The following is a 13,806-nucleotide window of genomic DNA, read 5'->3' as shown; positions in this document are numbered from 1 at the left end:
TGGCAAGCTTCCAGATAATCTTTAATCTAGTCCAATGCTAGGCTTCTAGTTAGAGCTAACGGTAACATCTAGGTCTTTAATAAGACCATTATTAATACCGTAAACCCAACCATGTACATGCAGCTCTTGATCATTATTCCAAGCCTTCTGCACTATGCTGGTCTGGCAAACGTTATTCACCTGCTCCATGACATTTAGCTCACATAGAAGATCGAACTTACGCTTTTCATCAGTTTCAGCATCCATTTTTTCCTGATGAAAACGATGAACGTCTTTAATATGCCTCAGCCAATTATCAATCAATCCATGTTCTTCACTATCGAGCGCTGCCTTAATACCACCACAACCATAATGACCTACCACCATGATGTGTTTAACCTTTAGCACCTCAACCGCGAATTGAATAACTGATAGACAGTTTAGATCCGTGTGCACAACCACATTTGCGATATTCCTATGTACGAAAACCTCACCTGGCATGAGATTGATAATCTCATTTGCCGGCACACGACTATCAGCACAACCTATCCATAAATACTCTGGCTTTTGTTGTTTTGATAGGGTTTCAAAAAAATCTGGCTGTTCACGTGTAATTGATTCAGCCCATTCTCTGTTATTTGAAAATAGATTATCTAGCTTAGACATTAAATTAAGTCTCCAATATCCCTTCTTGTTTGCGCTTTTGCAAAACAGTAAAAGTGACATCTGCAGTTAAAGATAAGTGAGTGAGTGCTTCGATTGCTTTACGTCCCGCGTATGGAGCCTTATGCATATGAGGTGTCATAGCGAGTAAATTCATCAATTCTTCATTTGAGTTTACCTCAAAAGAAAAACGTAAGGACTGGGTTGAAATGACATCAAGACCTTCTATCCCGTTATAATTAGGCGCTTTATAAGACCTAATTTCTGGATAAAGTACTTCTCTCAATTCAAGTAGATGATCTGCACCTGAATCGGCCACTAGAACAAAACCTTGTTCCGTGAGTACACGCTCAAATTCAGACCAAACAGGAAAACCAAATAAACATAATATGCCATCAAACCTATTTTCAGGCATGGGCAAATGACCATTTGAGGCAACAAGCCAAGACAAAGATTTATTACGCTTACTTGCAGATGTTACTGCCCATTTTGAGATATCCAGACCTATGCTAGAGACCAGAGAGTAATCCGTTTGCTCTTGCAGATGCGATAGATAGTAACCTTCACCACAACCCGCATCTAATAAGCATATTTGCTTATCTGTAAAATTTGCAGCAAAACCTTTAACAATTTCATTTACTTTTTTAGCTATGCCTAGATAAGACTGACTATTTAAGAAAGCCTGTCTTGCCGCTACCATGGCTTTGTTATCACCAGGGTCTTTAGAACGTTTATTTTGTACAGGCAGTAGATTCGCATAGCCTGTTTTGGCGAGATCAAAAGTATGACCATTTGGACAAACAAGCGATCGTGCTTCTAAAGTTAATGGCTCGCCATCAAGAGGGCATATTAAGTTGTCTAACACAGTATCAATAGATCCTAAAAAATATTGGGCTAGTCTAGGCAGATACAACTAAGGAAACAAGAAAAATAACCCTAATGCATAGACGCAATTACTATTTGTCTTTAAGTTTATCTCTCATCCAACATTATCAATGCAATGCCCGAAAGTTCTTTGATAGGTTTCCCGACTCTTGCTGCATATAAACAGAAAAGTCATTACTAGACATAGGCTTAGCAAAGAAGAAACCTTGCACCTCCTGGCACTCATAGGTTTTGAGAACATTAAGTTGAGAATAATTCTCTACGCCTTCAGCAATCACTTTTAAATTAAGGCTGGAAGCCATGGCAATCGTTGCTTTTACAATCGCATTATCATCTGAATTACTACCAAGATCCCGCACAAATGACCTGTCTATCTTCAATGTCTGTATAGGAAACTTTTTCAGATAAGCCAAAGAAGAGTAACCCGTACCAAAATCATCAATTGAAAGGCTTAAACCCAACTCTCGAAAACCATGTAGTTTTTCTATAGTCTGATCAGCATCGGCCATCAACATACTTTCGGTTAATTCAAGCTCAAGATTTTTCGGATTCACACCCGTTTCTGCTAACACCTCTTTTACCATGTAGACGAGATCGGCCTGCATAAACTGACGACCAGATAAATTTACCGACAAACTAATCTCTGGGTAGCCCTGCTCACGCCATTTCTGCAATTGTTTACAGGCAGTACGAATTACCCATTCACCTAATGGCAAAATAAGGCCTGTCTCTTCAGCAATCGGAATAAATCTATCTGGTGAAATCAAACCAAATTCGGGATGCTGCCAACGAATTAACGCTTCGGCCCCTACCGTATACTGATCTGACAAACGCACTTTTGGCTGATAATAAAGTTCAAACTCTTGATTCTCAATAGCGCGCCTTAAGCCACCGCCTAGTGTCATATAAGCATTCAAAGATTGAGACATCTTACTGTTATAAACTTTATAAGAGTTATGACCGATAGATTTTGCACGATACATTGCCACATCAGCCCGCTGTAACAAGGTATCAACATCCTCACCATGGCTTGGGTAATGGGCAATCCCTATGCTGGCAGTAATCAGCATTTCCATTTCAGCAATTGGATAGGCCGAGCAAGCCGCTTGCATCAAACTTTGTGCCAGCAGCTCAAGCTCATCAATTGATTTAATATCTTCTTGTATCAAAGCAAACTCATCGCCCCCAAGGCGAAATAACCTTGCACCTTTAGGCAGAGTAGCCAAAAGGCGTTTCGCAACCTGGACAATCAACTCATCTCCAACCCTGTGACCAAAGCTGTCATTCACTACTTTAAAGCCATCTAAATCTAAATAAAGCACACCAAATTCTTGTGACCTTAAGTGTGAGTTTTTTAAAGTCAAATCCAACTCTTGGTAAAGTAAGTGACGATTAGGTAAGTCTGTCAAAGGGTCATAGTTTTTCAGTTTAAATAAAGAGTTTTCCTGTTCTCTTAAATTATTAATATCCAGTAATGACAAAAAGTTTTGTGCTTTTTGAACATCATAATGCATCTCGATTTGATGCCAACGAATACCTTGATTCGTAGTAAGCCTTACCTCCCAAGTTAAAGGGAAACCATGATGATTTAAGGCCTCTTTAGAGGATAAAAATTTAATGGCTTTATTCAAGTCGGAGTTAAGTGCAAAGATATCTTTTAAGTTATCGACATCAGAAAAGGTGTCATTGAATAATGCGCTTGCTTCAATTAAACGATATTTGTCATCGAATACAGCCAAAGAGAGTTGTGAAAACTCGGTAATTGGCATCATAAGTGGCAAGTTACTGACGTCATCAAGAGGGGGATTTTGCTCAACAGGAGCGTTTAGATGAATCGGTATGTTTTTATATGCTTCTGCTTCTATTGGTGCTATTTGCGGTTTTAACCGCTTAGTCGTTTGCTCTGCCGATTTATGAGTTTGATCATCTTTTTCATTTGGCGTCACCTCGCTTCTAAACAGGGTTCGCCTTTTGACGGCCTTAGCTTTAATGCCATAGGTATTCGCTCCCAAGGAAATAATACTCCCTTGGCAGTCATAGTAATGACCTTTAACACATTGAAATGCCCAAGTAAGAGGCGTTGTTGGTCCTTTATCACAAGACGTAATAAACCGAGCAAATCGACGCTTCAAATTTGCTGAAATGGCAGGTAATGCCTGCTTACTGTTCGGATTAGACTCGACAAAGAGCTCAGTGGCTGCTTGGTTACACCAAGCAATACTGGCATGATCAACGTCTACCACCCATTCGGGAATTTTGGCTATCTCCTTTAGCCTCGTACTTTTAATAGACATCGACGTAACAACTTAAAAATCAGTCGCTATTTATGCCCTAAACCATGCAATTTTACAAGCGCTACCAATGCTCAGGCACAACAAAAAGGCGAAGATTTTTGCTAGATCCCCCCTCTTTTCTCCAGGTTAACAGGAATAATCTTGGCCTTTCATCTTCTTTAAATTTGCCCTCGAGGTCTGCTTGCCAAGCATGAAAATTTTGCCATTTATTTGTTGCAACTTCTTGATCTATTGGCGTTGAAATCCAAAAAGGCTTTAGCATCTCTTGGCTAGAAAAAAAGCCTTTATGTAACCAATTCAGATTATTTATTCGCACCCAAAAACCTGATTTAGCATAAGGATTAATCTCCTTATTTTTATTCTTTTCAAAATGTGTTTTATCACTCTCAAACAAAGCTAACGACCCAAAATCTGCCAGTTGTTTAAACAAAACACCAAACATCAATAAGTGTCTTTCAACAGGTAAAGAGAGAGAGTATTGCTCCAATAAAGGCTTAGCTTCTGGCAGATCCAAAATGGTTAACTGATGCGCTTTAGCTCTTTGATATTTCTTTACAAAGCTGTCATTTTTATTAGGCCCTATCCAATGCCCTACCTCGTCACTGGATTCCAAGTAAAATTTAATTGCCACTTCAAGCTGATGAGCCTGTCCATTTGCATCAGTAACAAGCGCATCTATTTCACCTAACGTCCGTTCTGGTGAAATCAATTGAGTATGTTCTAAGACTATCTTTAAAGATGAAAAATGATTGAGTGCAAAGGAGAACAAAGTTTCGAAGTAACTGCCCAAGAAATGAGATTTACATGCTTCTACCATTTGAACCAGAGGCTTTGGGTTTTTATCTAATTGAATGAGCTTATCTTGACTATCTGGCAGCCAGTATTTTGCTATATCAAGATCCTGATAAATTAGAGGTGCCTTTAAAACAAAAGCAAGATCATTTACCACTTGGTGCTTAAATACCATGCTTGCCTACTCTTCATTCAAACAGAGGTCTAACATTTTTAAGGCATTAACAATTGCGCTTTTTACCTGCTTATCTTGTGTTTTATAAAAGTCTTCAGCCATAGGAGCGATATTTGAATGATTAGGCAGGGCTTGACCTTGGGCTAACATGGTTTTAAATCTCGCTATCATGACAAACCTTAACCATTGATCAAACCCCATAGTATCAATACAGAAAGGTTGCTGACTGGCTAAAGCTTGGTCACTTGGTTCAGCCATTTGCCAAACATTGACCTCACGCATAACCTTTTCGAGGTTAAGCAAAGAATCTGCTAATTTATGATGTTTATCCAACCTGATTTCTCTCCCAAAAAAAGGTAATATTGCAGCCATACTATAACGCATTGTCATCTGGACCCAACCTCCAATAGACACCACTTAAGAGCATTCGCGTAAATGAATAATATTGAATCCCTTACAGACCTTTTTGAACTCGTTGGCTGTAAAGCAAGTTTTTATGACATTGGCCGTCATGTTAGCAAAATCACGCCAGCGCAAGTTATTCAATTTGATAAGAAACAGCAACCATATCCATATGCTTTTAAACAGCAAGCTTGGCTAGCCATTTTATTACATCCCTTGAAAGCCGAGCAGAATGCAGAGCCAGTTATCTGGTTTATTCGCTTACCAATAGATGAAAAAGGTAGCCTTAATTTAGGCACAAGAGATCATTTAATTAAATCTATTGTTGATAGAATTTTAAATAAAGATGGCAGCACGGACATTAGCGATGCCCTTAAGGACAACCCTTACGCTTTCCAGCCTGACCACGAAAGAATGGCCAGTTTTCATGCTGCATTATCTGTTCAGTTTAAAAAAGATGCGTCTAGTTTCTTCAATCAATTAGTCACTTACTTAGAATCTGATCTAAACGAAGAAGACACATCTTGGCAGGCTCTTGGCCTTCAAGGGATTGCTGACCTTGCTGTGAGAGCAAATCAAGAGAAGTATTTAGCTTTGATCAAAAAAGCGATTGAATTTGCCCCTCAGCCTGTTGCGGTTGCACTCGCTAAAGCACTGGAACATGAACGCCCTGAAGAAGACTACTTAAACTTTGTTGAGGCTATTTACCCAACGAGAGGTAATACGGAATGGAGAGCTGCGTTAATTCGCTCTGTTTCCAAAGCTGCACCATCTGAGAAACTATTGCAATCAATCAAACTTTCTTTAGTAACGGGTGAAAACCAAGCAACAGATGATGAGTTACAGCTCATTGTGGCTATCGTCGCTAAATGCCCTTCATGGTTTAACACTGACCCAGAGCTTTTGTCTTTAGCAATGGAGAATCTCGCTAATCGTACTGATGGCTATGTTGCTTTTTCTCAGATCGCTTCTGAATTAAGCCACACACCAGTTGTACGTGGTTCGCTTTGGTCGCTATTTAGAGGAGAAAATCGCAGCCCTAAACTGACTCAAGCCATAGGCAGCTTATTTACAAAAGCGCCGGAACAAGTGCAATAGCTTTTTCTGATGCGAATAAAAAAGCCATTATTTAACAATAATGGCTTTTTCGTATCTATACAGTGTCTGTAATTGAGTTAGTGTCGCGTGTGGTTCATATGAACTGGTGAACGCATCTGCTTTCTATGTTCTATGAAAGCCTCACTTAGTTCATAGTCTCCATTTTCATCATATTGAACCGCACCACGATTCACTAAGGCCTCTAACGTTTTAGGCAATACTTTTTGGCGACGATCTCCCTTCACAAAGAAATACTGGTCATCTACCTGCATCACTTTGAATCCAGACTCTAAAAATCCAACACATAAATTCTGAGTAGGTGTAAGTTTCAGTTTCATGGTGCAACCCCTACGCTGTTACTTTATTTGAATGTCCGTATAAATATAGTCAATATTTATAGAAACAAAACAAAGACAGAATTTTTTCCGGTTAGTTCAGATTAGTCTGCAAATACAACTGTCTTATTTCCGTGCACTAAAACACGATCTTGTAGGTGATATCTTAGGCCACGAGACAAGACAAGCTTTTCAATATCCTTACCTAAACGCACCATGTCTTGTGCACTATGGCTATGACGAACTCGAATAACATCCTGCTCAATAATAGGGCCAGCATCAAGGTCAGCAGTCACATAATGGCAAGTAGCACCTATTAACTTCACACCTCGTACAGCGGCTTGGTGATAAGGTTTCGCACCAATAAACGAAGGCAAGAAGCTGTGGTGAATATTAATTACCTGATGCTTGTATTTCTCACATAGGTATTCAGGGAAGATCTGCATATAACGCGCTAGCACTATTGTGTCAGCCTTTGCATCATCAATGCATTGCTCGATCTTTTGAAAGGCATCCATCTTGTCTTCCTTTGGTACAGGAATACAATGGAAAGGAATTTTATACCACTCAACCATGGATCTCAGTTCTTCATGGTTTGCAATTACGCCAACGATGTCACATGCAAGCTCACCCGTATGCCAGCGATGCAAAATATCATTTAGACAATGAGACTCTCGTGTTGCCATCAATACCACTTTAGGTTTACTAGCAGAGTCATTCACGTACCATTCCATTTGGAAGGCCTCAGCAATAGGCTCGAAACCTTGCTTAAACTCTTCTAGGCTAAGCGGCATGCTTTCTGCGTCAAATTCGTGACGCATGAAAAACCACTTTTGCTCTGGGTCTGTGTGGTGGCTGGCTTCCATTATAGAAGCATTATTTTTTTGTAAAAATTGGCTTACGGCTGCCACAATACCCACTTTGTCTGGGCAACTAATTACCAATCGGTACGTCTTGTTCATTTTAAACTCTTTAGTAGGATGTCAAATATGATATGCCAGACCCTTAACGGTCTGGCATACAAATTACTTTTAGATCAATTATGTGAAGGCAGTGAACCTTAATCAGAAATTTGACCGAATAGTCGAAATTATATCGAGTTCTGCAGCCTTCTTACAGGCTTATCCTTGATTAAACTCAGCCAACTAGAAACTTTCAGAAAATAGATCCAAGTTATCTAACCCAGCTTGTTCTTCAGCACTCTTGTGCTTAATAATCCAACACTGGTGAATTTTACTATTACGTTCAAAGTCTAAATCTAACGACTGCTTAGTGATATTTTCAACATCATAAGTATCAAGAATACTCTGATCCAAAGTAAATCGGCGATAGTTGTTAGAGAAAATCAACTCTCCATCAGCTTCTAATCGCGCCATCGCCAAGGTTAATAAGTCGACATGGTCACGCTGGATATCTAATACGTTTTCCATTTTCTTTGAATTTGAAAAAGTAGGTGGGTCCATGAAGATTAAATCAAACATATCTTCACTATTTTTAAGCCACTCAAAGCAGTCAGCTCTCACCACTTTATGATCTCTTTCACTAAACTCATTAAGCTCTATATTACGCCTAGACCAATCCACATAAGTATTTGACATATCAACACTTAAGGTCGACTTCGCGCCACCTTGACCTGCATGTACAGAAGCAGTCGATGTATAACTAAAAAGATTCAAGAAGCGCTTACCGTCAGCTTTAGACTGAATCAATTTACGCACGGGTCTGTGATCTAAGAAAAGCCCTGTATCAAGGTAATCTTTAAGGTTTACGATGAAGTCACAATCATACTCAGTCACTTGCATCTCATGCTTGGATTGATCTAGCTTCTCATACTGCTCACGTCCAGTCTGGCGCTGACGGTACTTCACAATCACCTGTGATTCAGAGATATTCAAGGCATTAGGGATAGCGGCAACCACATCAAATAGTCTTTGTCTGGCTTTTAAAGGATCAATACTTTTTGGCGCTTGATACTCTTGCACATGTGCCCAGTCTTGATAAAGGTCGATCGCAACAGCATATTCAGGCATATCTGCGTCATAAACGCGATAACACTCAATTTTGTTTTTCTTGGCCCACTTAGCGTACTTCTTAAGGTTTTTCTTCAACCGGTTGGTAAACATTTCTGCACCAGCACCATTTACCGCAGGTGCTGCAATGGCATCCTGTTTGATAAAGCGCTCAACCACAGGGAAACGATAAGCACGACACTCTAAACCACCATTCAGTACTCGGGTTTGTTTCTCTGGACGCAATGGGATTTGTTTCGCTAAAGCTTGGTTACTCGTCAACATAAACAAGCGCCAATTCATGCAATTCTCAACGACCCATTCACCCAACTGGCGATAAAGTGCAACCAAAGCAAGCTCATCACCAATACGCTCACCATAAGGAGGGTTAGTCATGACTAGTCCAGGAGCTGCATCCTCTGCAATACCGAAGTCATACTCCTGAAAAGGCGCTAAATCGACTTCAACAATACCAGTTAAGCCTGCACGCTTAATATTTTCACGGGAATGAGCAATAGCCTTTTGATTATTATCCGTCCCAATAAAACGTACTTTTAAGTCCGCAGGTGCAATACGCTCGTTTTTAGCAAAGTCATTCAGCTGTTGCCACATTCTGTGATCATGCTGTCGCCAGCCTTTAAAACCCCAAAAGCTACGGCGCGAACCTGGTGCAATATTCAATGAGATAAGCGCAGCTTCAACTAAAAAAGTTCCTGAGCCACACATAGGATCAATCAGTTGAGAGAAGTCATCTTGCCCCCAACCTGCTCTTAATAACAAACCTGCTGCTAAGTTTTCTTTCAATGGCGCCATAGCACCATGTTGACGATATCCTCGACGGTGCATACTGCCACCTGATAAATCCAAGCTAACAGTGACCTTCTCGCGTTTCACTCGAACCGATATTCTAATATCTGGATCTTGTTTTTCTACTGTTGGTCTTTCGCCGTCTCTTTCAACAAAATAGTCAGCAATCGCATCCTTAGTTTTTACCGCACCAAACTGTGTATTTCGGATGCTATGGTTAGTACCATGACAATCTATTGCTAGGGTTGAAGTAGCCGTCATATGCTCAGACCAGTCGATCGCTTTCACACCTTCGTATAAATCATCAGCACTGTTTATTTCAAACTGAGCTAATGGCAACATGACGCGAGTCGCAACGCGAGACCAAAGGCAAGCTGTGTACATGCCTTCTAAATCTGTCGATAGCTTAACTTGTCCTTCACCTAAACGAGTTTGGGTTAACCCTCGGCCAGCTAATTCTTGAGCCAGTACATTTTCTAACCCCAGCGGACAGGTGATTTCAAGTTGATAGCTCACATCTGATTTTGAGCCTGATTCGAGTTGCGAATTTTGTCTAGTTGTCATTTTTAATTACTTTTTTATGAAAATTTATACTCTTTTAGAGCAAAGTGTTTTTAGACAATCACTCATTTCTCTACTAGAACTTAAAGTTCGACAAAAGAAAGTTTAGAGGATTAGTCAAATGAAGAAACAGAAACGAGACCTTCAACATCGCGCCTACATACGTGGCTATCGCGCAGGTATGGCAGGACGCTCTAAAGGGCTATCAAATCAATACCATGAGAACTCTCGTTCTGAATGGTTAGCCGGCTGGAGAGAAGGCAGAGTCGATATGTGGGATGGTCTAACACCTGTGGAAGGAACCTTTAAAGCAATCAGTTCTCCCCATTAATTAGACTCCGTTTCTAAAATGAAGCAAAAGCATCGTAGCTTTTGCTTCATTTTCCCATCATACGAATAGACTTCTTATCAAGCTTTTACAATCTAGCGTTTACTGTCTTCAAAATTATTCGTTTACAACAAAGCTAATTATTTAGTTTTGCCCATTTCATTCAGGTAACCCGTTGTACTGGTTACTGCTGCACGAACCAGTTCAGGTCCCTTATAAATAAAACCACTGTAAATCTGTACTAGGCTAGCGCCGGCTTGAAGTTTTTCAATCGCATCATTGCCAGTTAAAATACCACCCACTCCAATAATAGGTAGCTCACCTTGCAAATGATCCGCTAAGGTTTTCACTACAAGTGTTGAAGCATCTTTAACCGGCGCACCACTTAAACCACCCGCCTCGTCTGCATGTTTATGGCCAGCAACAGTATCTCGAGACAAGGTTGTATTAGTTGCGATAATGGCATCAATCTTTTGAGACTGAAGAGTATCTGCAACCATTTTAATTTCATCACTTGTCATATCTGGCGCTATTTTCACAGCTAAAGGTACGTGCTTACCAGTACTATCAAAGTATCTTTGTTTAGCTTCAACGAGAGGCGAGATAAGCTCGGCAAGACTTTCACCAAACTGAAGGCTTCTTAGACCGGGTGTATTAGGTGAACTAATATTTGCCGTAATATAATCCGCATATGGCATAACACCGTTTAGGCAAGCCAGGTAATCTTGTACCGCATCTTCAACAGATGTTGTCAGATTTTTACCAATATTAACCCCTAAAATACCTTTATAGTTATGGTTTTTAATACGGCTAACCATATGATCCAAGCCTTTATTATTAAACCCCATACGGTTAATAATCGCTTCATGCTCTGGCAATCTAAACAATCGTGGCTTGTCATTACCTGCTTGTCCTTTCGGTGTGACGGTTCCCACTTCAACAAAACCAAAGCCCATTTGTCCAAACGCTTCAAATGCGTCTGCGTTTTTATCAAGACCTGCTGCAAGGCCAACAGCATTAGGAAAAGTTAGCCCCATGACTTCTACGGGTGAGTCAGGTACGCTATCAAGCAAAAGTCGATTAACACCCAGCCTTTGACCTGCTGCCAATAATTCTAAAGACAACTCATGTGTCACCTCTGCATCCATTTTAAACAGTACAGAGCGAGCAAGGTTATACATAATCAAAAACTCCTAATTGATATCAATATTGTTAGTGAACCTTATGATCACTAAATAAATCTTTGTTAGTTTACTTCTTTTTTATATCGACTAACCGATAATTTTGATCAAATTCCACTTCAAATGTGCCATAAATACCACTATGGGTTAGAAAAGGTCGAAATATGGTTAAAGGTAGTTGGATATTCCTACCATCACGACTTTGCACGACTAAATATTTTGCTCTTCCTTGATACAAGTCCTGAAATTTATGAGCTGCTAAGGCAACATCAACCACTACTAACGCCATCTTATTCCCTATAAAAATTTGAACTAAGCCCTTCTAGGCTTGTCTTCTTGGAATTCAATCATTTAAGATTGTCGTATTATATTGTGTCTCCACTTTTATTGACAGAAGTATGAGGATCATTCACTCGATGGATGCTGTGATAACTCGTTTAAAAAATTACTTAAATCAGGCCATTATTGGTCAGAACACCCTTACCGATAGATTGTTAATTGCATTGATTGCAGATGGACATGTTTTACTTGAAGGACCACCAGGTATAGCAAAGACAACCGCAGCAAAAGCGTTAGCACAAAGCATAGCGAGTAAGTTCCATAGAATTCAATTTACCCCAGACCTATTACCAGGTGATGTCACAGGTTCTGAGGTATACCAACAAGAAACGGGTCAGTTTCAATTTGTACCCGGCCCAGTAATTAATAATATTGTTCTTGCCGATGAAATAAACCGAGCACCCGCTAAAGTACAATCTGCTTTATTAGAAGCAATGGGTGAAAGACAAGTCACGGTTGGTAATAAAAGTTATCAATTACCTGAATTGTTTTTTGTCATCGCCACACAAAACCCGATTGAGCAAGAAGGTACCTACCCTCTTCCTGAAGCCCAGCTTGACCGCTTTATTATGAAGCTAAAAGTAGACTATCCAAATGCCGAGGACGAGCTAAAAGTCCTAAGACTGGTAAGAAATCAAAGTGCTAATAAGGTTGCAATCGAATCACCAGATTGTACCGAAGCCGATATTCGCTCTCTTAGAGAGCAGGCATTAGGCCTCTATATGGCTGAACCTATTGAAGAGTACATAGTGCAAATCGTGATGGCTACTCGTCACCCTGAACACTATCTAGGCGATCAAACTAAGCTTATTGATTTTGGCGCCAGCCCAAGGGCAACCATAGCATTAGATAGATGTGCCCGCGCCCATGCATTGTTAAAAGGAGAGCAATTTGTCACGCCTGATGACGTTAGAGCGGTTGCCCATGATGTTCTAAGGCATAGAATCATCCCATCTTTTGAAGCTGAGGCAAAAGGCCTAACTTCAGATACTTTACTTGATCAATTACTTGAAAGAGTACCTGTTGCTTAGGTAAAGATTATGGATGCACTAATATCACCAGACTCGCCCGAATTGGATGTTCAAAGCCTGTCTGATCTTGCCGTTTTTGCAAAAAAGTTAGGCAAAGCACCTTTGCAACCTCATCGCCGCCCTATGCTTGGCTCTCATCTTACAAGGATGAAGGGCCACGGTATGGAAATGCTTGAAGTGAGAGAATATCAAGCAAGTGATGATATGCGCCATATTGATTGGCGTGTCAGTGCTAAAACCGGGCAAACCCATACGCGTGTCTATGCCGAAGAAAGGGAGCATAGCCGCATTCTCGCTTTAGACTTATCTAGTCAAGCCTATTTCGGAACACAGCATACGTTCGTTTCTACTCGTATGGTCCAATTACTCTGTTTAGTGGGCTGGCGAACCAAGATTCAAAATGACAAGGTAGGCGCTTATCTAAGCTTTGCTAATAAAGACATATTTTTGCCTCCTAAAAACCAAGCAAGCCACTTTAATGCCTTGTTAACCTCTCTGTCTGACGCCACTCAAATATCCCATAGACTTGCCCAAAGCAAAGCAACAAGTCCATGGCAATCCCTTTTAACTCGCAACATAAGACATCAGCAGATTATTATTTGCAGTGATAAAGGCTTACTTAGAGAACAAGACCTTGAAGAGCTTCAAAGACTTTCTAAATACAACCTTATTCACTGGATAAGTATTGAAGATGAACACCTTGATCAACTTCCTGAAGGTCAATATAGACTTCAAGATATGCAAGGTATTCAAACTATACAAATTACTAAAACCAGTATGCAGTCTTACAAAGAAAATAGATTGATTGCTAAACAGAAGATGAACAATCAATTAAGCAGAATAGGCATCCCTTTTCATTATTTTGCCCTGCATGAGTCACCTGTTCAAATTGCTAGACATTTGATGGCTTTTGGCGCTTTAAGCTAA

The 13,806-nt window shown here is 40.2% G+C and carries 14 protein-coding genes; 4 read left to right on the top strand and 10 right to left on the bottom strand.

Annotated features, from left to right (window positions below):
- Positions 1-45 precede the first annotated feature (45 nt).
- The 5 genes from can to TW85_RS10205 form a co-directional block, all read right to left on the bottom strand.
- Complete coding sequence (gene can, locus TW85_RS10225; RefSeq protein WP_046017008.1) at positions 46-645, bottom strand: carbonate dehydratase; 600 nt, start codon at positions 643-645, stop codon at positions 46-48.
- Positions 646-649: 4 nt separating this feature from the next.
- Complete coding sequence (locus TW85_RS10220) at positions 650-1,507, bottom strand: putative RNA methyltransferase (RefSeq protein WP_052702077.1); 858 nt, start codon at positions 1,505-1,507, stop codon at positions 650-652.
- A gap of 127 nt (positions 1,508-1,634) precedes the next feature.
- Positions 1,635-3,821 carry an EAL domain-containing protein gene (locus tag TW85_RS10215; RefSeq protein WP_046017007.1) on the bottom strand — a complete coding sequence of 729 codons (2,187 nt, stop codon included), beginning with the start codon at positions 3,819-3,821 and terminating at the stop codon, positions 1,635-1,637.
- Positions 3,822-3,882: 61 nt separating this feature from the next.
- A complete protein-coding gene (locus TW85_RS10210; protein WP_052702074.1) occupies positions 3,883-4,788 on the bottom strand; it encodes a DUF1853 family protein in 906 nt (301 codons plus the stop codon).
- Positions 4,789-4,794: 6 nt separating this feature from the next.
- Entirely contained in the window at positions 4,795-5,178 is a 384-nt protein-coding gene (locus TW85_RS10205; protein ID WP_052702072.1) for a YqcC family protein, read from the bottom strand.
- A 45-nt stretch (positions 5,179-5,223) separates the two neighbouring features.
- Here TW85_RS10205 and TW85_RS10200 point away from each other — a divergent pair, with 45 nt between their 5' ends.
- Positions 5,224-6,288, top strand: coding sequence for a DUF3549 family protein (locus TW85_RS10200; RefSeq protein WP_046017006.1), 1,065 nt, complete (start codon positions 5,224-5,226; stop codon positions 6,286-6,288).
- 77 nt (positions 6,289-6,365) lie between these two features.
- Here the strand turns inward: TW85_RS10200 and TW85_RS10195 are convergent, their stop codons facing one another.
- The 3 genes from TW85_RS10195 to rlmKL all read right to left on the bottom strand — a co-directional run bounded on the left by TW85_RS10195 (position 6,366) and on the right by rlmKL (position 10,003).
- Positions 6,366-6,626, bottom strand: coding sequence for a hypothetical protein (locus TW85_RS10195; protein WP_046017005.1), 261 nt, complete (start codon positions 6,624-6,626; stop codon positions 6,366-6,368).
- Positions 6,627-6,727: 101 nt separating this feature from the next.
- Positions 6,728-7,585 carry a formyltetrahydrofolate deformylase gene (purU, locus tag TW85_RS10190; RefSeq protein ID WP_046017004.1) on the bottom strand — a complete coding sequence of 286 codons (858 nt, stop codon included), beginning with the start codon at positions 7,583-7,585 and terminating at the stop codon, positions 6,728-6,730.
- A 183-nt stretch (positions 7,586-7,768) separates the two neighbouring features.
- Positions 7,769-10,003, bottom strand: coding sequence for a bifunctional 23S rRNA (guanine(2069)-N(7))-methyltransferase RlmK/23S rRNA (guanine(2445)-N(2))-methyltransferase RlmL (gene rlmKL / locus TW85_RS10185; protein WP_046017003.1), 2,235 nt, complete (start codon positions 10,001-10,003; stop codon positions 7,769-7,771).
- Between the two features lie 118 nt (positions 10,004-10,121).
- Here rlmKL and TW85_RS10180 point away from each other — a divergent pair, with 118 nt between their 5' ends.
- Complete coding sequence (locus tag TW85_RS10180; protein WP_046017002.1) at positions 10,122-10,331, top strand: ribosome modulation factor; 210 nt, start codon at positions 10,122-10,124, stop codon at positions 10,329-10,331.
- Positions 10,332-10,468: 137 nt separating this feature from the next.
- Here TW85_RS10180 and TW85_RS10175 read toward each other — a convergent pair whose 3' ends face one another.
- Together TW85_RS10175 and TW85_RS10170 are read right to left on the bottom strand one after the other, a co-directional pair.
- Positions 10,469-11,509: a quinone-dependent dihydroorotate dehydrogenase gene (locus TW85_RS10175; protein WP_046017001.1), complete on the bottom strand. Its 1,041-nt coding sequence runs from the start codon at positions 11,507-11,509 to the stop codon at positions 10,469-10,471.
- A 70-nt stretch (positions 11,510-11,579) separates the two neighbouring features.
- Positions 11,580-11,798 carry a DUF2835 domain-containing protein gene (locus TW85_RS10170; protein WP_046017000.1) on the bottom strand — a complete coding sequence of 73 codons (219 nt, stop codon included), beginning with the start codon at positions 11,796-11,798 and terminating at the stop codon, positions 11,580-11,582.
- Positions 11,799-11,925: 127 nt separating this feature from the next.
- On the opposite strand from TW85_RS10170, the gene TW85_RS10165 reads away from it, so the two are divergent.
- Together TW85_RS10165 and TW85_RS10160 are read left to right on the top strand one after the other, a co-directional pair.
- Positions 11,926-12,879 carry a MoxR family ATPase gene (locus TW85_RS10165; protein ID WP_046016999.1) on the top strand — a complete coding sequence of 318 codons (954 nt, stop codon included), beginning with the start codon at positions 11,926-11,928 and terminating at the stop codon, positions 12,877-12,879.
- A 9-nt stretch (positions 12,880-12,888) separates the two neighbouring features.
- Positions 12,889-13,806 (top strand): DUF58 domain-containing protein, encoded by a 918-nt coding sequence (locus TW85_RS10160; RefSeq protein ID WP_046016998.1) that lies wholly within the window; start codon positions 12,889-12,891, stop codon positions 13,804-13,806.

It is taken from the genome of Marinomonas sp. S3726 (genome assembly GCF_000967665.1).
In the GTDB taxonomy this organism is placed as follows: domain Bacteria; phylum Pseudomonadota; class Gammaproteobacteria; order Pseudomonadales; family Marinomonadaceae; genus Marinomonas.
This window is presented reverse-complemented; position numbering and strand designations above follow the sequence as displayed.

Bases quoted from the DNA above. Each gene is read 5' to 3' on its own strand.
- TW85_RS10195 (WP_046017005.1), bottom strand. From the start codon at position 6,626: ATGAAACTGAAACTTACACCTACTCAGAATTTATGTGTTGGATTTTTA.
- TW85_RS10210 (WP_052702074.1), bottom strand. From the start codon at position 4,788: ATGGTATTTAAGCACCAAGTGGTAAATGATCTTGCTTTTGTTTTAAAG.
- TW85_RS10175 (WP_046017001.1), bottom strand. From the start codon at position 11,509: ATGTATAACCTTGCTCGCTCTGTACTGTTTAAAATGGATGCAGAGGTG.
- TW85_RS10215 (WP_046017007.1), bottom strand. From the start codon at position 3,821: ATGTCTATTAAAAGTACGAGGCTAAAGGAGATAGCCAAAATTCCCGAA.
- TW85_RS10180 (WP_046017002.1), top strand. From the start codon at position 10,122: ATGAAGAAACAGAAACGAGACCTTCAACATCGCGCCTACATACGTGGC.
- rlmKL (WP_046017003.1), bottom strand. From the start codon at position 10,003: ATGACAACTAGACAAAATTCGCAACTCGAATCAGGCTCAAAATCAGAT.
- TW85_RS10160 (WP_046016998.1), top strand. From the start codon at position 12,889: ATGGATGCACTAATATCACCAGACTCGCCCGAATTGGATGTTCAAAGC.
- TW85_RS10200 (WP_046017006.1), top strand. From the start codon at position 5,224: ATGAATAATATTGAATCCCTTACAGACCTTTTTGAACTCGTTGGCTGT.
- TW85_RS10165 (WP_046016999.1), top strand. From the start codon at position 11,926: ATGGATGCTGTGATAACTCGTTTAAAAAATTACTTAAATCAGGCCATT.
- purU (WP_046017004.1), bottom strand. From the start codon at position 7,585: ATGAACAAGACGTACCGATTGGTAATTAGTTGCCCAGACAAAGTGGGT.
- TW85_RS10205 (WP_052702072.1), bottom strand. From the start codon at position 5,178: ATGACAATGCGTTATAGTATGGCTGCAATATTACCTTTTTTTGGGAGA.
- TW85_RS10170 (WP_046017000.1), bottom strand. From the start codon at position 11,798: ATGGCGTTAGTAGTGGTTGATGTTGCCTTAGCAGCTCATAAATTTCAG.
- can (WP_046017008.1), bottom strand. From the start codon at position 645: ATGTCTAAGCTAGATAATCTATTTTCAAATAACAGAGAATGGGCTGAA.